Origin of the sequence: Pumilibacter muris, from assembly GCF_943193045.1 — a bacterium.
In the GTDB taxonomy this organism is placed as follows: Bacteria; Bacillota; Clostridia; order Christensenellales; family Pumilibacteraceae; genus Pumilibacter; species Pumilibacter muris.
Genome location: NZ_CALPCN010000001.1, coordinates 481,203 through 500,816, shown reverse-complemented (window position 1 = coordinate 500,816; position 19,614 = coordinate 481,203). Strand labels below are relative to the sequence as shown.

General features: G+C 46.3%; 27 protein-coding genes. 26 read left to right on the top strand and 1 reads right to left on the bottom strand.

From position 1 onward, the window contains the following. Positions 1-5 precede the first annotated feature (5 nt). From ftsY to NFR62_RS02330, 26 genes are all read left to right on the top strand, one after another. Positions 6-905 carry a signal recognition particle-docking protein FtsY gene (gene ftsY / locus NFR62_RS02455; RefSeq protein WP_251613307.1) on the top strand — a complete coding sequence of 300 codons (900 nt, stop codon included), beginning with the start codon at positions 6-8 and terminating at the stop codon, positions 903-905. A gap of 93 nt (positions 906-998) precedes the next feature. Next, positions 999-1,337 (top strand): YlxM family DNA-binding protein, encoded by a 339-nt coding sequence (gene ylxM / locus NFR62_RS02450; protein WP_251613304.1) that lies wholly within the window; start codon positions 999-1,001, stop codon positions 1,335-1,337. Next, positions 1,321-2,661 carry a signal recognition particle protein gene (gene ffh, locus NFR62_RS02445; protein WP_251613301.1) on the top strand — a complete coding sequence of 447 codons (1,341 nt, stop codon included), beginning with the start codon at positions 1,321-1,323 and terminating at the stop codon, positions 2,659-2,661. The genes ylxM and ffh overlap by 17 nt, the downstream gene beginning before the upstream one ends. 37 nt (positions 2,662-2,698) lie before the next feature. Next, positions 2,699-2,995, top strand: coding sequence for a 30S ribosomal protein S16 (gene rpsP, locus NFR62_RS02440; RefSeq protein WP_251613297.1), 297 nt, complete (start codon positions 2,699-2,701; stop codon positions 2,993-2,995). Positions 2,996-3,016: 21 nt separating this feature from the next. Then, a complete protein-coding gene (locus NFR62_RS02435) occupies positions 3,017-3,244 on the top strand; it encodes a KH domain-containing protein (protein ID WP_251613294.1) in 228 nt (75 codons plus the stop codon). A gap of 90 nt (positions 3,245-3,334) precedes the next feature. After that, on the top strand, positions 3,335-3,847 hold the full coding sequence (gene rimM / locus NFR62_RS02430; protein ID WP_251613291.1) for a ribosome maturation factor RimM: 513 nt from the start codon (positions 3,335-3,337) through the stop codon (positions 3,845-3,847). Further along, entirely contained in the window at positions 3,837-4,535 is a 699-nt protein-coding gene (gene trmD, locus NFR62_RS02425; RefSeq protein WP_251613270.1) for a tRNA (guanosine(37)-N1)-methyltransferase TrmD, read from the top strand. Before rimM ends, trmD begins: the two co-directional genes overlap by 11 nt. 5 nt (positions 4,536-4,540) lie before the next feature. Next, complete coding sequence (ylqF, locus tag NFR62_RS02420; RefSeq protein WP_251613267.1) at positions 4,541-5,383, top strand: ribosome biogenesis GTPase YlqF; 843 nt, start codon at positions 4,541-4,543, stop codon at positions 5,381-5,383. Beyond that, positions 5,380-6,021: a ribonuclease HII gene (locus NFR62_RS02415; RefSeq protein WP_251613251.1), complete on the top strand. Its 642-nt coding sequence runs from the start codon at positions 5,380-5,382 to the stop codon at positions 6,019-6,021. The genes ylqF and NFR62_RS02415 overlap by 4 nt, the downstream gene beginning before the upstream one ends. Next, positions 6,021-6,395 carry a YraN family protein gene (locus NFR62_RS02410; protein WP_251613248.1) on the top strand — a complete coding sequence of 125 codons (375 nt, stop codon included), beginning with the start codon at positions 6,021-6,023 and terminating at the stop codon, positions 6,393-6,395. The genes NFR62_RS02415 and NFR62_RS02410 overlap by 1 nt, the downstream gene beginning before the upstream one ends. Positions 6,396-6,655: 260 nt before the next feature. After that, a complete protein-coding gene (locus tag NFR62_RS02405) occupies positions 6,656-7,351 on the top strand; it encodes a FoF1 ATP synthase subunit A (RefSeq protein ID WP_251613245.1) in 696 nt (231 codons plus the stop codon). Between the two features lie 28 nt (positions 7,352-7,379). Further along, positions 7,380-7,643 carry an ATP synthase F0 subunit C gene (atpE, locus tag NFR62_RS02400; protein WP_251613242.1) on the top strand — a complete coding sequence of 88 codons (264 nt, stop codon included), beginning with the start codon at positions 7,380-7,382 and terminating at the stop codon, positions 7,641-7,643. A gap of 8 nt (positions 7,644-7,651) precedes the next feature. After that, positions 7,652-8,143: a F0F1 ATP synthase subunit B family protein gene (locus NFR62_RS02395; protein WP_251613239.1), complete on the top strand. Its 492-nt coding sequence runs from the start codon at positions 7,652-7,654 to the stop codon at positions 8,141-8,143. Next, complete coding sequence (locus tag NFR62_RS02390; protein WP_251613236.1) at positions 8,136-8,354, top strand: F0F1 ATP synthase subunit delta; 219 nt, start codon at positions 8,136-8,138, stop codon at positions 8,352-8,354. The genes NFR62_RS02395 and NFR62_RS02390 overlap by 8 nt, the downstream gene beginning before the upstream one ends. Before the next feature lie 8 nt (positions 8,355-8,362). Then, positions 8,363-9,877: a F0F1 ATP synthase subunit alpha gene (gene atpA, locus NFR62_RS02385; RefSeq protein ID WP_251613232.1), complete on the top strand. Its 1,515-nt coding sequence runs from the start codon at positions 8,363-8,365 to the stop codon at positions 9,875-9,877. A gap of 1 nt (position 9,878) precedes the next feature. Next, entirely contained in the window at positions 9,879-10,769 is an 891-nt protein-coding gene (gene atpG / locus NFR62_RS02380) for an ATP synthase F1 subunit gamma (RefSeq protein WP_251613229.1), read from the top strand. Then, positions 10,762-12,171 carry a F0F1 ATP synthase subunit beta gene (gene atpD / locus NFR62_RS02375; RefSeq protein ID WP_251613225.1) on the top strand — a complete coding sequence of 470 codons (1,410 nt, stop codon included), beginning with the start codon at positions 10,762-10,764 and terminating at the stop codon, positions 12,169-12,171. Before atpG ends, atpD begins: the two co-directional genes overlap by 8 nt. A 7-nt stretch (positions 12,172-12,178) precedes the next feature. Further along, positions 12,179-12,598: an ATP synthase F1 subunit epsilon gene (gene atpC / locus NFR62_RS02370; protein ID WP_251613222.1), complete on the top strand. Its 420-nt coding sequence runs from the start codon at positions 12,179-12,181 to the stop codon at positions 12,596-12,598. Between the two features lie 82 nt (positions 12,599-12,680). Beyond that, the gene (gene alr, locus NFR62_RS02365; protein ID WP_251613219.1) at positions 12,681-13,670 is read left to right on the top strand and encodes an alanine racemase; all 990 of its coding nucleotides are present in this window, start codon (positions 12,681-12,683) and stop codon (positions 13,668-13,670) included. Next, positions 13,671-14,213, top strand: a complete 543-nt coding sequence (locus NFR62_RS02360; RefSeq protein ID WP_251613216.1) for a 5-formyltetrahydrofolate cyclo-ligase — start codon at positions 13,671-13,673, stop codon at positions 14,211-14,213. Next, on the top strand, positions 14,210-14,791 hold the full coding sequence (locus NFR62_RS02355; protein ID WP_251613189.1) for a hypothetical protein: 582 nt from the start codon (positions 14,210-14,212) through the stop codon (positions 14,789-14,791). The genes NFR62_RS02360 and NFR62_RS02355 overlap by 4 nt, the downstream gene beginning before the upstream one ends. Before the next feature lies 1 nt (position 14,792). Further along, on the top strand, positions 14,793-15,344 hold the full coding sequence (gene rsmD, locus NFR62_RS02350) for a 16S rRNA (guanine(966)-N(2))-methyltransferase RsmD (protein WP_251613185.1): 552 nt from the start codon (positions 14,793-14,795) through the stop codon (positions 15,342-15,344). After that, complete coding sequence (gene coaD / locus NFR62_RS02345) at positions 15,337-15,828, top strand: pantetheine-phosphate adenylyltransferase (RefSeq protein WP_251613183.1); 492 nt, start codon at positions 15,337-15,339, stop codon at positions 15,826-15,828. Before rsmD ends, coaD begins: the two co-directional genes overlap by 8 nt. Before the next feature lie 4 nt (positions 15,829-15,832). Then, entirely contained in the window at positions 15,833-16,297 is a 465-nt protein-coding gene (locus NFR62_RS02340; protein ID WP_251613181.1) for a magnesium transporter CorA family protein, read from the top strand. Positions 16,298-16,317: 20 nt separating this feature from the next. Beyond that, the gene (locus tag NFR62_RS02335; RefSeq protein ID WP_251613501.1) at positions 16,318-17,349 is read left to right on the top strand and encodes a 3-deoxy-7-phosphoheptulonate synthase; all 1,032 of its coding nucleotides are present in this window, start codon (positions 16,318-16,320) and stop codon (positions 17,347-17,349) included. 50 nt (positions 17,350-17,399) lie between these two features. After that, entirely contained in the window at positions 17,400-18,188 is a 789-nt protein-coding gene (locus NFR62_RS02330; protein ID WP_251613177.1) for a patatin-like phospholipase family protein, read from the top strand. A 5-nt stretch (positions 18,189-18,193) separates the two neighbouring features. On the opposite strand, the gene NFR62_RS02325 is transcribed toward NFR62_RS02330, so the two are convergent. Beyond that, complete coding sequence (locus NFR62_RS02325) at positions 18,194-19,369, bottom strand: nucleotidyltransferase family protein (protein ID WP_251613173.1); 1,176 nt, start codon at positions 19,367-19,369, stop codon at positions 18,194-18,196. Between the last annotated feature and the right edge of the window lie 245 nt (positions 19,370-19,614).

Sequence of the window (19,614 nt, the reverse complement as noted above, 5' to 3'; positions counted from 1 at the left end):
AGAATATGGGATTCTTCGGAAAAATCAAAGAAAAACTCAAAAAGACGAAAGAAGCCATTGCTTACAAGCTCAATAAGCTGTTTACAGGCGGCGTTTTAACCGACGACTTTTACGACGAGCTTGAAATGGCGCTAATTTCTTCCGACATAGGCGCCGAAACGGTGGAGAATCTTATGGACAATTTGCGCGACGTTATAGACGAAAAACGCATACGCGACACCGCCGAAGTTAAAGATGAACTCAAAAAGCTCATGATAGACATTCTCGACGAGAATCCCGTTCCCGAATACGAGTATCCGCTCGTGTTGCTTGTGGCGGGAGTGAACGGCGTGGGCAAAACTACCGCAATCGGAAAACTTGCCAAAAAATTTAAAAAAGCGGGGAAAAGCGTTACCATAGTTGCCGCCGACACGTTTCGCGCGGCGGCAGCCGACCAACTTACGGTTTGGGCGGATAGAGCGGGAGTGCGCATAGTAAAACACGCCGAAGGCGCCGACCCCGGAGCGGTTGTATACGATGCCGTGATGAGCGCCAAAAGCAAAAATACCGACGTGCTTTTGATAGACACTGCCGGACGATTACACAACAAAAAGAATTTAATGGACGAGTTGAAAAAAATCAACCGCATTATAGAACGGGAATATCCCGACTGCATGTATCTTAATTATATTGTGCTCGACGCCACTACGGGACAGAACGCCATATCGCAAGTTGACGTGTTTAACGAGGCGATAGACATAGACGGTATTATTTTAACTAAGCTCGACGGCACGGCGAAAGGCGGCGTGGTGCTTGCAATAGCGGGGCAGCTCGGAGTGCCCGTTGTTTACGTCGGTGTAGGCGAGGGAATAGACGACCTCGAAGATTTCGATTCGCGCGAATTTATAGACGCCATAATAGAATAAAACGCTTGACAAACGTCCAAGCGAAAGAGTATAATAAGGTGTAAAGTAAAATTGCTTTACACCTTTATTTTTTCCGTTCGTAAACGAGGGCGCATGAAAGACTATACTTATCTTGCTCTTATGGATATTTACGGCGACGCTCTTACGGAAAAGCAGCGGGACATGCTTGCCGACTACTACGAGCGCGACTATTCTCTTTCCGAAATAGCGGATAATTTCGGAGTCAGCCGCCAAGCGGTTCATTCTGCGGTTAAGCAGTCGGAAGAAAGTTTGTCGGAGTTCGAGAGCAAGTTTAAAATCCGTTTCTTTGTTTCGGAAATAGCTAAAAGATTGCAAGACATCAAACGCGATTGCAACGGGTGCGCCGACGCGGCGAAAAAAGTTGCCGAGCTTGAAGAGTTTATAAGGAGTGTTTATGGGACTGTTCGGTAGCCTCAGCGAAAAACTCAATCACATTTTCAGCAAAATGAAATCGCGCGGCAAGCTCAGCGAGCTTGAAATAAAACAGGCTATGCGCGAAATTCGCGTCGCTTTGTTAGAAGCGGACGTAAATTTCGGCGTAGTTAAAAACTTTATAGCGCGTGTGAGCGAAAAGGCTGTAGGCGAAACTATTTTAAACAGTTTAACGCCCGGTCAACAGGTTATTAAAATAGTAAACGACGAGCTTATAGCGCTTATGGGTTCTACAAACGCGAAGTTGAGCGTTTCGAGCAAGTTGCCAACCGTAATAATGATGGTGGGGCTTCAAGGCGCGGGCAAAACTACCATGTGCGGCAAACTGTCGCAGCTACTTAAAAAACAGGGCAAACGTCCGCTGCTTGCGGCATGCGACGTATACCGTCCTGCGGCAATCAATCAATTAAAAGTTGTAGGGCGAAGCGTCGGTGTGGAAGTATACGAGCGCGGCGATAAAGACCCTGTTAAAACTTCTAAGCTTGCGGTGGAAGAAGCGCGCAGCAGAGGTTGCGACACGCTTATAATAGACACGGCGGGTCGGCTTCAAATAAACGAAGAACTTATGCGCGAGCTTGAAAACATAAAGTTCGAAGTATGTCCTACCGAAATTCTTCTTACGGTAGACGCAATGACGGGGCAGGAAGCGGCTAACGTTGCCGCCACGTTTAACGAGCGTCTCGATATATCGGGCGTGATACTTACTAAGCTCGACGGCGACACGAGAGGCGGCGCGGCGCTTTCCATTAAAGCGGTTACGGGAAAGCCTGTTAAATTCTGCGGAACGGGCGAGAAAATGGGCGACATAGAGCCGTTCTATCCCGACAGAATGGCTTCGCGCATACTCGGAATGGGCGACGTTCTTACTCTTATAGAAAAAGCGCAGTCTGCCGTTACCGAAGAGGAGATGCAAAAGCTCGAAAAAAAATTGCGCGAATCCGCTTTCACTCTCGACGACTTTCTTACGCAGTTCGAGCAACTCGGAAAAATGGGTAATCTGTCGGAAGTTATGTCTATGATTCCGGGACTTCCCAACAATATGCGCATAAGTGAAAAAGACGTTGACGAAGCGCGGATAGAGCGGTTTAAAGCTATTATAAAATCCATGACCATGTACGAGCGCGAACATCCCGAAATTATAAAAGCTTCGCGCAGAAAGCGCATCGCGGCAGGCAGCGGAACTTCTATTCAAGACGTGAACCAACTGTTAAAACAGTTCGAACAAACGAAAGAAATGATGCGCATGATGAAAAACGGCAAAATGGGTAAAATGGGGAAAGGCGGACGCCGCTTTCCGTTTTAAATAAAATTAGGTAATCACATTTTAAAGGAGAAAACAAATGGTAAAAATCAGACTGACCCGTATGGGCGATAAGAAGAGCCCCTTCTACCGCATTATAGTTGCGGATTCTCGCGCACCCCGCGACGGCAAGTTTATTGACATTGTGGGAACGTACAATCCGCTTACCGAACCTGCGGAAATCAAAATCGACGAAGACAAAGCCAAACACTGGCTTTCGGTGGGCGCTCTTCCCAGCGACACTGTTAAGGCTATGTTCGTTAACGCGGGTATAATTCAAAACGCTAAGAAAGCGCCCGCAAAAACCAAAGCGGTTAAAAAGAAGAAGTCGGAATAATCGGACTTCGGGGAGAAACTAATGGTAGAACTTGTTCAGTACCTTGTTACCAAGCTTGTCGATAATAAAGAAGCCGTGAAAGTTACGGAGTCGGAAGACGGAATTATTTCGGTAAGCGTAGACAAGGCGGATATGGGTAAGATAATCGGCCGTCAGGGTAAAATAGCAAAGTCAATTCGCACTATTGTGAAAGCGGCTTGCGCCGGCGGCGAAAAAACATATACCGTAGACATTTTGGAAGCCGAATAACGACGGGCAACGGAGAGAATTGCAACATATTCTCTCTTCTTGTTATTTCCCGCCGTATTATTCGCATAAAGCAAAGGAGCCGCGTTGCAAATGGAATATATAACCGTAGGAGAAGTTCTGAAAGCGCAGGGAATTGCGGGCGAATTAAAAGTTAAACCGCTTACGGCAAGTCCCGAAAGGTTTAAAAAGCTTCGGGTGTTTTATATCGACGGCAGACCGCTGAGAATTACGGGATTAAGGTTAGACCGCGATTATGCCTACGTTAAACTTCAAGGGATAGACGACAGAAATGCGGCGGAACTTATGCGCGGCAAGTTTTTGCAAATAGACAGAGTGAACGCAATCGAGCTTGGCGACGGCGAATATTTTGTTGCGGATTTAATCGGTTGTAACGTTGTGAGCGATGACGGAAACGTTTTGGGCGTTATTACCGATATTTTTCAAAACGGAGGAGCCGTAGACGTAATAAACGCGAAAGGGATTAACGGAAAAGAGTTCAGATTTCCTTTTTTAAATCGTTTGGTTGCTTCGGTGAGCGTGACTGAAAAAAAGTTTGTCGTGAAAAAAAGATTGCTCGACGAGGTGTGCGTGTATGACGATTAACGTTCTCACGCTTTTTCCCGAAATGTTTGCCGCTCTCGAACACAGCGTAATCGGCAGAGCTATTCAATCGGGAGTAGTGCGGCTGAACGTTGTGAATATTCGCTCTTTCAGCAAAGATAAGCATTTGAAATGCGACGATTATCCTTACGGCGGCGGCGCGGGAATGGTTATGACTCCTCAGCCTATTTTCGACGCGGTGCAAGCCGTAGACCCCCAAAGAATTTGTCGCAGAATTTATCTTTCGCCGAAAGGACAAACTTTAACGGCGGCGAAAGCGAAACAGCTTTCCGAGAGCGGAGATTTGCTGTTTTTGTGCGGTCATTACGAGGGCGTTGACCAGCGCGCAATAGATTTGTGCATAGACGAAGAGTTGTCGCTTGGCGATTTTGTTTTAACGGGCGGAGAACTTGCCGCAATGGTTGCAATAGATTCGCTGTTAAGATTTGTGCCGGGTGTGCTCGGCAGCGAGCAGTCGGCTGTTGACGAAAGTTTTTCCGACTCGTTGCTTGAATATCCGCAATATACCCGCCCTCGTGTTTTCGAGGGGTTGGAAGTTCCCGAAGTGCTTGTGAGCGGTCATCACGAGAACGTTGAAAAATGGCGGCGTGAACAATCGCTTGCCATAACTTCGCGTTTGCGTCCCGACCTTATAGAGAACTTCGCGTCAAAAAACACCGCTAAGGAATAGTAGTTATGATAAATTGGTTTCCTGGTCATATGGCGAAAGCTATGCGCATAATAGAAGAGAATTTGCGCATTGCCGACGTTGTTATATACGTTCTCGATTCGCGGGCGCCGTATAGTTGCATAAACCCGAATTTCGAAAGTATGCTCGGGCGAACTCCGGTGATTTATGCGCTTAATAAAGCCGATTTAGGGGATGTGACCCGAGTTAAACGGTGGTGTGAATATTTTTCGGTAAACAACAGACGGGCGCTTACGCTTAACGCTACCGCCTCTAAAACCGCGTCGCCTATGGTTGCCGCCATTAAAGAATTGAGCGGCGAAAAGATAGCTAAATACCGCGAAAAAGGCGTGCGTACAACGATTAAATGTATGGTGCTCGGAGTGCCGAACACAGGCAAATCTACAATTATAAACAATTTGTGCGGAAGTGCAAAAACAGTCACGGGAAATAAAGCGGGAGTTACGCGAGGCAAACAGTGGGTTAGGGTAAACGATTATCTTGAAGTTCTCGATACGCCGGGCACGTTATATCCCAAACTCGAAGACCAAAAAATTGCTCGGCGTCTTGCATATATAGGCAGCATAAAAGACGAAATACTTGACACGTTCGAACTTGCATGCAGTTTATCTGAAGAACTTAACGCAATCGAACCGGGCATAATAAATTCGCGTTACAATGTGGAAAATAGCGCGGGTGAGGAATGTATGGCACGCATAGCTCGCGCGCGCGGCTATCTTTTGCGCGGAGGCGAGCCGGACGTTGAGCGCGCGGCAGTTGCGTTTACGGACGATTTCAGAAAAGGGCGGTTGGGCAAAATTACGCTCGACAGCGTGGAGGAGTTAAGTTGAACGACACGAATAAAATATTCGAATACGACAGAGCTCTTTTGCCTGCGATGATTGCGGGGATGGACGAAGTGGGCAGAGGTCCGCTTGCGGGACCTGTGGTTGCGGCGTGCGTTATAATGCCGCTCGATTCTCCCATAGACGGAATATTCGACAGTAAAAAAGTCGGCGAGAAAAACAGGGAAGAGCTCTACGAAAAAATTGTTCGCGTCGCAATTTCTTACGGTGTGGGAATAGCGGATAACTATGTTATAGACGAAATAAATATATTAAACGCAACTAAAAAAGCTATGCGCGAAGCTTTTAACGCAATGAAACTTGTTCCCACGCTTTTGCTTGTGGACGCCGTGAAAGGTTTGGAACTTTCGTGCGAAACGAGAGCTATTATAAAAGGAGACGCCAAAAGCTATAACATAGCTGCCGCATCCATTATAGCAAAAGTTACTCGAGACAGAATTATGCGCGGTTACGACGCGGAATATCCCGCGTATAAGTTCGCAAAAAACAAAGGTTACGGAACTGCGGAACATATCGCCGCGCTCGAAGCGGAAGGAAGTTGTCCTTTGCACAGAGCAACTTTTATTAAAAACTTTTCGATGCCGACGGTAGAAAAGGAACATTCCGAAAGGCAAGCGCAATAATGAGAAAAAAAAGCGACAACAAACTTAAAGGAAAAGCGGGCGAAGAAATTGCCTGCGCATACCTTAAAAAAAAGGGATACGAAATTTTTCACAGAAATTTTTCCACCGAGCTCGGCGAACTCGATATTGTGGCGGCAGATTCGGAAGCGCTTGTTTTTATCGAAGTAAAGACGCGAACGGACGATGCGTTCGGCACCCCCGCCGAAGCGGTTAATTACCATAAGCGTCGTAAAATAAGCGAAGTTGCATCGCAATACATAAAAAAATTCAGATATTTCGACGTTCCCGTGCGCTTCGACGTGATAGAAGTTTATATAGGAACAAAAGAAGTGAACCATATAGTGAACGCGTTCGACAGCTATTTAAGATATTGAGCGGGTTTTGTCGTCGTTTTGCGCGCGCATATAAACGGCGCTCAGGAAACACAATATATGTAAACGGTTTGCACCGACGAAAATTTCTTTGTCGGCAAATTTTGTTTTTTCGGTGCTAACGCTTGCAATCGTGTTCGATTAGGTGTAAAATATGTAACACGGATAACGCAATATATTTAAATATAAATCGCGGAAAACCGTATAGGTGCTTCGATTGTAAAAGCGTATCCGTATAAGCCAAAATACGCAAGGAACTAAAAATGACAGTTTTGCCCGTCGCATTATCGGTAAAGGTGGACGTATCCATTCCGCCCGAAACCGTTTTTCACATCGGCCCCGTGCCGATTACCAACACTATGGTAAGCGCGCTTATAACTACGCTCGCGCTCATTTTGTTGGCTGTTGCGGTGCGTGTGTTTTGTATTCCGCGTTGGCGGCGCGACGACTCTCGTACTTCGGGGTTCAGACTTTTTATAGAGTCTATGGTGAACATGTTCGATTCGTCGGCAACCGAGCAAAACGGAGCTTACGGCGGATTCGTAGGACCTTTCTATTTTTCGTGCGCGGCATTTATAGCGCTCGGCACACTTATGGAGCTTACAGGTTTGCGCCCTCCCACAAGCGATTTAAACGCCACGCTCGCTTTGGGTTTTATGTCGTTTGTTTTAATTGCGTTTTTCGGATTTCGCAAAAAAAAGGCTAAAAGGCTTATTCATTATTGTAATCCCATTAACGTGATAAGCGACGTGGTTGTGCCGGTGTCGCTTGCTCTGCGAATGTTCGGCAGCGTGTTTTCAGGCTACATTATAATGCATTTGATTTACGGCTTGCCGATTTTTGCCCGCGTGGCGTTGCCTGCCGTAGGTTCGGTAATTTTCACTTTATTTCACGCGCTCATTCAAAGTTATATATTTATGTTCCTTTCTATGAGTTTTATAGGCGAAGCAATAGACTGACTGAAAAAATTTGGAGGTAGTTGCCAAAATGACATTATCGGTATTTACGGCGGTTATAACGTTCTTAACTTCGGTTGACGGATTAACCGCAATCGGCGCGGGAATCGCGGCGTTCACAGGATTAGGCGCTGGAATCGCAATGGGCATAACCGCAGGCAAGGCGGTAGAGGGAATCGCGCGCCAGCCCGAAGCAGAGAAGAAAATTCGCAGCTCTATGATGCTCGGTCTTGCTTTTGCCGAAACTACCGCTATTTACGGCGTGCTTGTGGCAATTCTTATAATGGTGCTTTAAATTCGGGTATGAAAGAAATTCTCGAAAAACTCGGTCTCGGCGGTTGGGAAATTCTATTTCACGCCGTTAATTTGGCGATACTGATTGTGGCGCTGTATTTTCTTTTGTATAAGCCTGTTAAAAAAATTATTGCGAATCACAGAAATAAACTCGAAAACATTCGAAAAGAAAACGCTCGACTCAGAGAAGAAACCGAAACTTTCAAGGAAAGATGCGACGGCATGAAGCAAAAGGCTCTTGAAGAGAGTGCGCAAATAAGCCGCCGCGCGGCGCAACGCGGCGCCGAAATTGTGGAAGAAGCTCAGAACAAAGCGGCTGCGATTTTGGAAAACGCTCGGAAAGAAGCGTTGACGGAGCGTAACAGAATGCAACACGAACTTCACGATTCCGTAGGGCATATAGCGATTGAAATTGCCGAAAAAATACTCGAACGCGAAGTGAACGAAAAAGATAACCGCAAGATTATAGACGAAAGTCTGTCGGAGTGGGAAAATGACTGAAAAAGTATCGGTTTTTTCGGCGAGCGAATTATGCGAAAAAGACAAAGCCCGCATAGAAAAAATATTTTCCAAAAAACATTCCGGCGCGGTGGAGTTTTCTTATAGCGTAGACGCGGCGCTTTTGGGCGGCTTACTGATTATAGACGGAAACGATTATTACGATTCCACAGTTGCGGGAAGGTTGGCAAAGCTCAAACGCAGTTTATTGTAGGCGGGAATATGAACAAAGAAGAAATTACCCGAATAGAAGAACGCCTGCGCGGAAAGATAAATTCCGTGTCGCTCGACCGTTCCGCAATGCCTGCGGGCAGAGTTAAGTTTAGCGGCGACGGCGTTGTTAAAATCGACGGATTGCGCAACGCGAAATACGGCGAACTTTTGGATATAGGCGGCGTTACCGATGCGATTGTTCTCGGCTTGTACGAAAACGAGGTTGACGCGATTGTTCTCGGCGAAGAAGATAAGGCTTCGGCGGGCATGATTGTTAAAGCTACGGGACGAATAGTGGAAGTGCCCGTAGGTAAAAAACTTCTCGGAAGAGTGATAAATCCGTTGGGCGTTCCAATAGACGGTTTGGGCGTTATTAAAGGCGCTTCCCGTCGACCGATAGAGGCTCCCGCTCCCGAAATTTCGGAGCGCGGCAGAGTTGACACTCCGCTTCAAACGGGTATCCTTGCAATCGATTCTATGGTGCCGATAGGGCGCGGACAGCGCGAATTGATTATAGGCGACCGCCAAACGGGAAAAACTTCGATTGCGGTAGACACCGTTATAAATCAAAAGGGCAAAGACGTTGTGTGCGTTTACGTTGCCATAGGGCAAAAAGCGAGTAACGTCGCGGCAATATTGCACACTTTAAACGAGCACGACGCCATGAGTTATACGGTGATAGTTTGTTCAACCGCGAAAGATTCGGCGCCGCTTCAATATATTGCGCCTTTCAGCGGATGCGCAATAGCCGAAGAATTTATGCACAAAGGGAAAGATGTGCTCATTATATACGACGACCTTTCCAAACATGCGGTTGCGTATAGGGCTATGAGTTTACTTTTAAAGCGTCCTCCCGGCAGAGAGGCATATCCCGGCGACATTTTCTATTTACATTCGAGGCTCCTCGAACGCGCCGCAAAGCTGTCGGACGAAAACGGGGGCGGTTCCATTACAGCGCTACCCATTGTAGAGACTATGGCGGGCGACATTTCGGCGTATGTTCCTACAAACATAATATCGATTACCGACGGACAAATTTATCTTGAAAGCGAGTTGTTTAATTCGGGGATTCGCCCTGCGGTAAACGTAGGACTTTCGGTGTCGCGCGTAGGTTCGGCGGCACAACTTGCGGGAATGAAAAAGGTAAGCGGAAAACTTCGCCTCGACCTTTCGCAATACAGAGAACTTGCAGTGTTCGCGCAGTTCGGTTCGGAACTTGACCCGCTCACTGCGGCAAAACTCGAACAGGGTAAAAGAATTATCGAAACTTTAAAGCAAGAAGAACGCGCCACGTTAGACGTTGAGCATGAAATAGTGCTGTTATACTTGGCGGTTAAAGAGCTTTTAAAAAAAGTGCCTGTGAAAGATATTGCGGATTTTAACAAAGAGTTTTTAAAATACCTCGACGCGCATTATCCCGATGTCGTTCAGTCGGTAAAGGCTTCGGGCGATTTGAATATGGAAGCGGGAATTACTATCGAAGATGCCGTTAACGAATTCGGCGCGGTTTATTTTAAGGAGTAGAATGAAGAATATAACCGACATAAAGCACAGAATAAAGAGCATTTCAGACACGCGGAAAATAACGAGCGCTATGGAAACGATTTCCGTTGTGAAAATGCAAAAAGCTTTGAGTCGGTACGAGAGCAACAAAGCGTATTTCGAAACGGTAAGAAAAACGATAAGCAATATAGTTCTGTATACTAAGGGTGTGGAACATAAAGTTTTTTCGTCCGTTAAGGAAAACGGGAAAGAGGCGTTTATTGTTATTGCGTCCGACAAAGGATTAGCTGGAGGATTCAATCATGCCGTGCTTGAATTTGCCCGTAGTCAAATGCTCGGCGCGCGCGAGCCGCATTTGTTTGCCGTAGGGCAAATGTGTTGCGAGTTTTTTGCCTCTCGAAAAATTGCGGCGGACGTTGCTTTTGCGGACGCTTCGTATAATCCTACTATAAGCGAAGCCGCCGAAATGAGCGAAAAGCTATATAAAATGTTTATCGGCGGAGTTATAGACGGCGCGTATATCATTTTTACCGAGATGGCGGGGCACGGAAAAATGAGCCCTAAGAAAATAAGGTTGTTGCCGTTCGAGCGTGCCGAAGTGGTTCACGAAAACGAAGTGAGCGCGGGCGAGGAATTTGCGTTGCACGAGCTCGAATACGAGCCGAGCGCCGAAGAAGTTTTGTCGTTGCTTATTCCTCAATATTTAACGGGCATGATATACGGGGCGTTAATTCAGAGTTCGGCGTGCGAACACAGTTCCCGACACAGCGCTATGAACAGCGCCACAACAAACGCGTCGAGATTGCTCGAAAGTCTCGAACTCGAATATAACAGAGCGCGTCAAGAATCTGTTACGGGCGAATTGTCGGAAATTATCACCGCGTCTATGGGAGGGTACGGCAACTGTGAATAGCGAAAACAAAAACGTTCATATAGGCAAGGTTACCGTTGTTTTGGGACCTGTTGTAGACGTGGAATTCGACGGCGCTTATATGCCCAAAATACACGAAAAATTGCTTGTAAAATCCGACGGTTCTTTTTCCGTTCCTCTCGAAACGTTCAGCCACGTTAAGAGCGGCGTTGCCCGTTGCATAGCTTTGCGTTCCACCGAAGGAATGAGCAGAGGAATGCCCGTTTATGCGTCGGGCGAACATATAAAAGTTCCGGTAGGCGAGGGCGTTCTCGGAAGAGTTATGAACGTTCTCGGAGAGCCGATAGATAAAAAGGGCGAAATAAAATGCGAAAAGTTTTTGTCTATTCACCGCAAAGCGCCCGAATTTTCGGAACAGTCGCCGTCTGTGCGCGTGTTAGAAACCGGTATTAAGGTGATAGACCTTATCGCTCCTTATGCTCGCGGCGGAAAAATAGGACTTTTCGGCGGGGCAGGCGTAGGCAAAACGGTGCTTATTATGGAGCTTATACGCAACGTGGCTCATGAGCACAACGGCTATTCTATTTTTACGGGCGTGGGCGAACGGAGCCGCGAGGGCTACGAAATGATTCGAGACATGACCGAAAGCGGAGTGCTTTCGCAAACCGCGTTGGTATTCGGGCAAATGAACGAGCCGCCCGGTTCTCGTATGAGAGTAGCGCTAACAGGGCTGACGCTTGCCGAATATTTCCGCGACGAAATGAACAAAGACGTGTTGCTTTTTATCGACAACATATACAGGTTTGTGCAAGCGGGAAGCGAAGTTTCGGCAATGCTCGGAAGAATGCCGAGCGCTATGGGGTACCAGCCGACGCTTTCTACTGAAATGGGTGCGTTGCAAGAAAGAATCACCACAACGAAAAGCGGTTCCATTACTTCGATACAGGCGGTTTACGTTCCTGCCGACGATTTGACGGACCCCGCGCCGTCGGCGATTTTCACTCATTTGGACGCCACAACCGTGCTTTCCCGCAAAGTGGTGGAACAGGGAATTTATCCCGCCGTTAATCCTCTCGAATCGGGTAGCAGGATTTTACAGCCGCAAGTTGTGGGCGAAAAGCATTACAGGGTCGCTCGAAAAGTGCAGGAAACGTTACAGCGATATGCCGAGCTTCAAGACATAATAGCCATACTCGGAATGGACGAGCTCGGAGAAGATGACAAACGCACGGTGTATCGCGCCAGAAAAATTCAAAGATTTTTTTCGCAGCCAATGTTTGTGGCAAGCGTTTACACGGGCATGGAAGGAAGATACGTTCCCGTTAAAACAACCGTTGAATGTTTCGACGAAATATTGTCGGGCAAAGCCGACGAGTATCCCGAAAGCGCGTTTTATATGGTCGGCGACCTCGACGAAGTTAAGAAAAAGGCGAAAGGAATGTAGGTAAGGTATGGGCGAGACTGAGGAAAAAAGTTTTAAATTGAATATAGTAACGCCCGAACGCGAATTTTTTTCGGGAGAGGTTCAGTCGCTTGTTGTGAATACGGTTAGCGGAGAAATGGGCATACTGTATAGAACTTTGCCGCTCGTAACCGTTTTGCAATCGGGCATTATGAAAATAAGACGAAACGGGAGGTGGATGGAAGCGGCAAATTCGGACGGATTTGTGTCGGTGCTTAAAGACGGAGTAACCGTGCTCACCCAGTCTTGCGAATGGCCGCACGAGATTGACGCCGATATTATAGACAAAGAAATATGCGAGTTGCAAGAACGCGAACGGAAAGCAAAATCCGCATACGAATACAAAATGGCAAAAGCCCAACTTGCCGCGCAATTTGCAAAACTCAAACTGAAAAACAAAAGCGATTAGCTCGCACATTGCGCGTTGCTACGGCATAAATAAATGTAAAACGGCAGCGGAGGTGGTACCCGCGTTACGTCTTACAGTGAATATGAGCGTTCTGAAAAGCAACCTTGCCGAGTTAAAAAAGCTGACTTCCGCAAAGATTTGCGCGGTTGTGAAAGCGGACGCCTACGGGCACGGAATAAAGGCGCTCGACGCGTTTGATGCCGCCGACGAATTTGCAGTTTCGAGCATAGGCGAAGCTTGCGAGGCAAGAGAACTTACAGATAAACCTATAAACATATTGTCGTTGCCCGATAAAACCGTTTCATGTTCTTACAGCTTGGGAATATATCCGTCGGTTAGCTCGGCGGACGACATGGAGTTTGTTGCAAAGCGAGGGACGACAGCTGTGAATATAAAGGTGAACACGGGAATGAACCGCTACGGTGCTCCGCCCGCGTCTCTCGATTCCATGCTTATGGAGGCAAAAAAAAGACGGCTTAAAGTAAAGAGTGTTTTTTCTCATGTATATACTCTTTGCGCCGCCGAAGAACAGTTCGAAAAGTTTATGAAATGTGTTGACCCGCTTTCCGACTACATACCGCAAAAACACATTTTGTCAAGCAATTTTGCCGTTTTGCCTCAATATATGCACCTCGATATGGTTCGTCCGGGAATAGTGCTTTACGGCTACGGTAATTCGCATGTAAAAAGCGCGATAACGGCATCGTGCGGAATTACTCAAATACGCGACGTGAGCGCAAGCGAAAACATAGGCTACGGCAAATGGCTCAGCGGCAAATGCAGGCGAGTGGCGGTGCTCGGCGTAGGCTATGCCGACGGATTCAGGCGCACGGCGTGTAATATTCCGCGATATGTGGAAATAGGCGGTTCTTTGTGCCCGATTGCGGGGCAGGTTTGCATGGATGCTACTATGGCGGACGTGAGCGGGCTAAATGTTTCGGTAGGCGACGAAGCGCGAATTATAGGCTCTTTATACGGGTGCGAGGCGTTGGCTACGTCGTACGGAACAATATGCTACGAAGTTCTTACGGGCTTTTCCCGCCGCGTAAGACGAGAATATATCGGAGAATAAATGGACAAAACCCTGCTTAGAAAAAAACTTATGAAAGTTCGTTCCGAAATTACGGGGCGCGACGAAAAAAACGCAATAATAGCAAGCCGCGCGCTTGATTTGGCTTCGAGGTTCGGCAGCGTGTTTATATACGTTTCCATGAACTCCGAAGTTGACACGCACGGAATAATACGGAGCCTTGAACAAAATACTAAGGTATTTGTGCCGCATACCGACAAAAGCGGATTTATGCGCGCGGTTATGTTTCCGCCGTCGGCAAATTTGAACGAAACGGACAATTACGGCAATATTATACGTTCGCCCGATTCTTTTTTCGACGGACAAGCCGAACTTAGTTTTGTACCGCTTCTCGGATTCGATTCGGATTGTCACCGAATAGGATACGGCGCGGGGTGTTACGACAGATATTTTGCAAAGTTTGCGGGCGGGCTTAAAGTAGGACTTGCTTTCGAAGAACAATTTTGTAAATTCGAGCATGATTTAACGGACATTCCTATGGATATTATTATAACGCCCGATAGGGTTATAAGGAGAATAAAATGACAAAAGAGACCAAAAAGGAAATAGGCAGATACGCCGTGAGTTCGATTTCGCTTCTCGGCTTTTCTCTTGTTTTTTCGTTGTTCAGCTTAATATTTATAGTGAGCGACAAAATTCCAGCGTGGGCGAGAATCGTCGTGAGCTTTATTTTTATAGCGCCTACGATTTATATTGCGCTCACTCAGGGAAAGGCGCAGGGAGAAAGATTGTTTAAGGCTCACGCAAAAACCACTCTTTCCGATTTGCACGGAGAAATGCCCATTGAAATTCCCTACTATAAATGCGTTTTTCATGTTTTGGGTTTTGTGGTGCCGCTTACGGTTGTGTATGTTATCGCGGTTATTCTCAAAAGCAACGCCTTGCGTCTTGCGGCAATGATTTTCGAATTTCCCGTAGCGTTGTTGTTTTCGTCGGTAAAAGTTATTAAGCTCGACGTAACAACTCCGCTCACTTTGGCTGTGTTTATTCCTTACACTTTAATTGTGGCGGGCGTTTTTGTATTCGGATATATTCGCAAAATTTTGCAGCTAAAAAAACGTCATGCCGAAATCAAAAGCGAATTGAGGTCGTTCGACAACTGATATGAGAGTAATTGCAGGCAAATACAGAGGCAAAAAGCTACTGCCGCCGTCCGACAACAACGTGCGCCCCACAACCGACCGAATAAAGGAAACGGTGTTCAATATTCTCGCAAGCAGAAATGCTTTGCACGGAAAAGTTCTCGATTTGTTTTGCGGGAGCGGCGCACTCGGAATAGAGGCGCTTTCTCGCGGAGCCGAATCTGCGGTTTTCGTAGATAAATCGCCTCAGTCAGTTAAGCTTACATACGAGAATTTAAAAGGCATTGCAGAGCCGTATAAGGTGTTTAACACCGATTACCGCGTGGCTCTCGAAAAGCTTAACGAGCCTTTCGACTTAATTCTTCTCGACCCGCCGTATCACGACAAAATCGAAGCAAATGCGATTAAAATTATAATCGAAAAAAAATTGTTGAGCCCTAACGGCTTAATTTTTGTGGAACATTCGCGTGAAAATAGCTTGCTCAATTTACCCGTATCGGTTATAATAAATACGCGTAATTGCGGGAACACGAGTATTTCGTTCATCGCTCAATCGGAGGAAATCAATGACTGACATAGGATTGCTTGCGGGTTCGTTCGACCCGTTTACGCTCGGGCATTACGATATTGCCGTTCGCGCGGCGAAACTTTTTACACATCTTTATATAGGGGTTGCCGCCGACACGGGCAATAAGCGTTGTGTGGCGACTTTGCAAGAGCGTACCGAAATAGTCAAAAAATCCGTCGCCGACATATCGAACGTTTGCGTTTATACGTTCGACGGCTTTTTAACCGATTTTGCGAAAGAAATAGGTGCAAGCACCGTTGTGCGCGGCTTGCGCACGTTTAAAGACTTTGAATACGAGAAGTCGCTTTCGCAAGTTTATAAATCGCAGTGGAAAGATATAGAAACGGTGTTTTTGATTTCTTTGCCTGAATTCTCGCATATATCAGGCACGATTGTGCGCGACCTCGCGCTTTCCGGCGGTTCGCTTACGGGATATGTTTGCGAATCGGCAAGAAAATCTGTTGAAAAAGTTTACGGCAGGAGGGGCTGACAACATGGATTTAATGCAGCTTATAGAACAGCTCGAATATGAGCTTGGCGACCGCAAGGGCGGGCTATTCACAAAAAAAATCGACATAGGCAAATGCGTGCAGCTTACGCGGCAAATAAGAAATGCTTTGCCCGATTCATTGAGAGAAGCGGCGTATGTGGTTGACAACAAGCAAAAAATTCTCGAAAATGCAGACAGTGTTGCAAAAAACACCATTCGCGAAGCGGAAGAACGCGCAGAGCATATAATAGACAATTCCGAGCTTATCAAACGCGCTGAATTGGAAGCGAAACAGCTTATGGAAACCGCCTATATGCAGTGCGATGCTTTGGTTGACAAAACGAAAGCCCATTTAGACGTTATGTTCCGCGACGTGGAACAATTTTTACAATCCGCGCTTGCAATGATACGCAATAACCGCGAAGAGTTGCGCGGGGCTATGATTGTTAAAACAGGCAAAAGTTCGTAAAATATTGCTGCTAAGGAAAAATTATGTTTGAAATAGTGCGAAAAGTCATGACGCCCGAAGAGGTATCGGAACAAGTGCCGTTTAGCGACGCTTTAAAAAAAATAAAGAGCTTGCGCGACGCCGAACTTAAAAATATTTTTACGGGCAAAGATAAGCGTTTTGTGCTTATTATAGGACCTTGCTCGGCCGACAATGAGGACGCCGTTTGCGACTATGTGTTGCGACTTGCCGAAATTCAAGAAAAAGTAAAAGACAAAATTTTCGTAGTGCCGCGCGTATACACAAACAAGCCCCGCTCACGCGGCGAGGGCTACAAAGGAATGCTTCATAATCCCGACCCGCATAAGGGAACCGATATTCAAGAAGGTATTTTGAGACTTAGACACATGCATATAAGAGTTGTGCGCGAAACCGGGCTTACTTCGGCTGACGAAATGCTTTATCCCGATAATTATGCCTATCTCGAAGACGTATTGTCTTATGTGGCGGTTGGGGCGCGTTCTACCGAAAACCAACAGCACAGACTTGTTGCGAGCGGAATAGAAGTGCCGGTTGGAATTAAAAACCCTATGAACGGAAGCATTTCGGCAATGATGAATTCCGTATACGCGGCTCAACTCGGAAGCGAGTTTCAATATCATGCTAACCAGGTTAAAACTTGCGGTAATCCTCTCGCGCACGCTGTGCTTAGAGGCGGTCAGGATATGAGCGGCAATAATCGCCCTAACTACCACTACGAAGACCTTGTTGAACTGAAAACGGCATACGACAAGCAAAAATTGCTAAATCCGGCAGTTATCATAGACGCGAACCACAGCAACAGCAATAAAAATCCGTTCCAGCAGATTCGTATAGCCGATGAAGTTCTTACTCTGAAAAATAATTGCGACGATTTAAGCGGTATGATTAAAGGGCTTATGGTGGAAAGCTATATAGAAGACGGCAATCAACCGCCCGACGGAACCGTATACGGTAAGTCTATTACCGACGGTTGTCTCGGTTGGCAAAAAACCGAACGCCTGATATTGAATTTAGCTGAAAAAATCAAGTAAAATTTTTTACGGCGTGCGCGTGAATATTTGCCCGTTAGGAGAATTTAGCAATGGCGAAAACTCAAAGAAAAAAAATAGGTATTGCGCTCGGAAGCGGCGGCGCTCGCGGTTTTTGCCACATAGGCGTTTTGCAAGTGTTGGAAGAAAACAATATTCCCATAGATTGCATTTCGGGATGCTCTATGGGTTCTATTGTGGGCGGTTGTTACTGCGCGGGAGTGCCGCTTGAAAAGCTGAAATCGGTAGCCGAAAAAATAAATCAAAGCGTTGTGCTCGATATAAACATATCATATAGCAAGTGCGGGCTTGTTAAAGGCAGAAGAGCCGTAAACGTAATTAAGCCGCTGATAGGTGAAATAAATATAGAGGAGTGCCCGATTCCGTTCAGAGCTACGGCAACCGACGTTCGGAGTGGAACGCTTAAAGTGTTCGATAGCGGAAAAGTGATTGACGCAATGAGGGCGAGTATGTCTATACCCGTAGCATTTCATGCGGTTTCTTCCGGCAATGAAATTTTGGTTGACGGCGGAATATTAGAACGTATTCCTATAGACTGTTGCAAAGAAATGGGCGCCGACGTTGTGATAGCGGTAGACGCGTTGGGCGGGGTGCCGAGCACCGATTTCGAACCGAACGGGCTTTTCGGCATGTTGGAGCGAAGCTATCTTTTAATGGATTGGCAAAATTGCCGCGAAAACATAAAAAAAGCGGATTTGGTAATTGTGCCCGAACAGGGCAACAGGTCTACCTACCGCTTTAAAGACAATGCGTATTCAATAGAATGCGGACGTATTGCCGCCGAAGAAATGTTGCCGCAGATTTTCGAAGTAATTGCGTAATTCGGTTACACCGTTTCGAGTTTCCCGTTCCAAAAAGCGTTGCCGTCTCTTTTAGTTATCAGCGAATATATTCCGCCCGCTCTGCCGTCTATTTCGGCGCAAAGTTCGGCGTCCTTTCCAAGCTTTTTATAGTCGGTGTTTTTAATCGCAACGCCGACTAATTTTTTTAAAATACTTTTTTTGTCGTTTTTTACGGCTATTACTTTTCCCGCCGCCTCTTCGTATAACCTTTGGGAGTCGTGCGTTATTCCGAGAAGCGTTTGCAAACATACTCGTTTTATTCGTCCCATTGTGTATCGTTTGCTTTTTGCGGCGTTTAATATATCGCATAGCGAGGCATAGCGTTTTGCGCATTCGCTTATTTTAATGTCGAGCCCTTCCGCACAATCGGGCGACAAACTTATATCGTTTGTGCGCAAAGAAAACACGGTTAGCGCGTCGTATATAAAAGGGTTGACGGGAAACCGCGAATATTCTTCCGTTATGGCGGCAAAGGATTGTTTGGGAATATACTTAGATAATGTGTCGTAATCTTTAAGTTCGAATAATTTTCGCGCCGCAGTTGCAGAAATATATTCTCCGTCGGTTTTCAAACTGTTGTAGCCGTTTCCTTTGCGTTTCACAAACACAGGTTCGATTTTTGCGTTCAACTTTTTTATAGCTTTTAAATATTCTATTGCAAGTATGTTGTTCGGTTTTGCTAAAATTTCCGACAGTTGAGCCGTGCTGTTCAGTTCTTTTGTTGTGGCGTCAGCTATTGCGTGGGCGTAAGGTAATCCTTTATTAAGCGCGCTTTTTAGCGCTTCCAAAAATTTGGGCGGTTGTTTTAATTGAATATCCGCAACTTCGCGCAATATATTTCCGTCGCTTTCGGTTCCCATCGCAAGATATTTTATTTCGGGAATACGGGAAATAATTCTCACCGCTCCTTCGGCAAAAACGTTGCCCGCCGCGCAAGAAAACAGGGTGGGTAACTGTATTACGCAATCCATGCCGCTCATTACGGCGGCTTTCGCGCGCACCGACGGAATTATGAAAGCGGGTTCGGCGCGTTGCACAAAAAAACCGCTCATAACGCCTATTACGGTTTCGGCGCCGCATATCGCTTTCGACTCGGCTATATGATACGCATGACCTGTGTGGAACGGGTTGTATTCGCACACTATTGCTACTGCCGACATTTTTTCCTCCAAAGTTACGTTGACTATATTATACCATTACATTTCTTGTTTTACAAATAAAAATAAGCGTAGTAGAAAAAGTTGCGGCGTTATTATAGGTTCTTTTGCGCCGAAATTGACTTATTTTTCTTGACAACGTTTGTTGCGGGTGCTATACTATAAAAAATGAATTTTCCGTAAATCGCGGACAAGTAGAGCCGAAAAACGTTTATAAGAGAGCGCGCGTCGTGGCTGAGAGCGTGCGT

Bases quoted from the DNA above. Each gene is read 5' to 3' on its own strand.
- NFR62_RS02330 (WP_251613177.1), top strand. From the start codon at position 17,400: ATGGCGAAAACTCAAAGAAAAAAAATAGGTATTGCGCTCGGAAGCGGC.
- ftsY (WP_251613307.1), top strand. From the start codon at position 6: ATGGGATTCTTCGGAAAAATCAAAGAAAAACTCAAAAAGACGAAAGAA.
- NFR62_RS02405 (WP_251613245.1), top strand. From the start codon at position 6,656: ATGACAGTTTTGCCCGTCGCATTATCGGTAAAGGTGGACGTATCCATT.
- atpA (WP_251613232.1), top strand. From the start codon at position 8,363: ATGAACAAAGAAGAAATTACCCGAATAGAAGAACGCCTGCGCGGAAAG.
- rsmD (WP_251613185.1), top strand. From the start codon at position 14,793: ATGAGAGTAATTGCAGGCAAATACAGAGGCAAAAAGCTACTGCCGCCG.
- alr (WP_251613219.1), top strand. From the start codon at position 12,681: ATGAGCGTTCTGAAAAGCAACCTTGCCGAGTTAAAAAAGCTGACTTCC.
- NFR62_RS02340 (WP_251613181.1), top strand. From the start codon at position 15,833: ATGGATTTAATGCAGCTTATAGAACAGCTCGAATATGAGCTTGGCGAC.
- ylqF (WP_251613267.1), top strand. From the start codon at position 4,541: ATGATAAATTGGTTTCCTGGTCATATGGCGAAAGCTATGCGCATAATA.
- NFR62_RS02360 (WP_251613216.1), top strand. From the start codon at position 13,671: ATGGACAAAACCCTGCTTAGAAAAAAACTTATGAAAGTTCGTTCCGAA.
- rimM (WP_251613291.1), top strand. From the start codon at position 3,335: ATGGAATATATAACCGTAGGAGAAGTTCTGAAAGCGCAGGGAATTGCG.
- rpsP (WP_251613297.1), top strand. From the start codon at position 2,699: ATGGTAAAAATCAGACTGACCCGTATGGGCGATAAGAAGAGCCCCTTC.
- ylxM (WP_251613304.1), top strand. From the start codon at position 999: ATGAAAGACTATACTTATCTTGCTCTTATGGATATTTACGGCGACGCT.
- NFR62_RS02325 (WP_251613173.1), bottom strand. From the start codon at position 19,369: ATGTCGGCAGTAGCAATAGTGTGCGAATACAACCCGTTCCACACAGGT.
- atpE (WP_251613242.1), top strand. From the start codon at position 7,380: ATGACATTATCGGTATTTACGGCGGTTATAACGTTCTTAACTTCGGTT.
- NFR62_RS02395 (WP_251613239.1), top strand. From the start codon at position 7,652: ATGAAAGAAATTCTCGAAAAACTCGGTCTCGGCGGTTGGGAAATTCTA.
- NFR62_RS02355 (WP_251613189.1), top strand. From the start codon at position 14,210: ATGACAAAAGAGACCAAAAAGGAAATAGGCAGATACGCCGTGAGTTCG.
- NFR62_RS02390 (WP_251613236.1), top strand. From the start codon at position 8,136: ATGACTGAAAAAGTATCGGTTTTTTCGGCGAGCGAATTATGCGAAAAA.
- atpC (WP_251613222.1), top strand. From the start codon at position 12,179: ATGGGCGAGACTGAGGAAAAAAGTTTTAAATTGAATATAGTAACGCCC.
- NFR62_RS02435 (WP_251613294.1), top strand. From the start codon at position 3,017: ATGGTAGAACTTGTTCAGTACCTTGTTACCAAGCTTGTCGATAATAAA.
- trmD (WP_251613270.1), top strand. From the start codon at position 3,837: ATGACGATTAACGTTCTCACGCTTTTTCCCGAAATGTTTGCCGCTCTC.
- ffh (WP_251613301.1), top strand. From the start codon at position 1,321: ATGGGACTGTTCGGTAGCCTCAGCGAAAAACTCAATCACATTTTCAGC.
- coaD (WP_251613183.1), top strand. From the start codon at position 15,337: ATGACTGACATAGGATTGCTTGCGGGTTCGTTCGACCCGTTTACGCTC.
- NFR62_RS02410 (WP_251613248.1), top strand. From the start codon at position 6,021: ATGAGAAAAAAAAGCGACAACAAACTTAAAGGAAAAGCGGGCGAAGAA.
- atpG (WP_251613229.1), top strand. From the start codon at position 9,879: ATGAAGAATATAACCGACATAAAGCACAGAATAAAGAGCATTTCAGAC.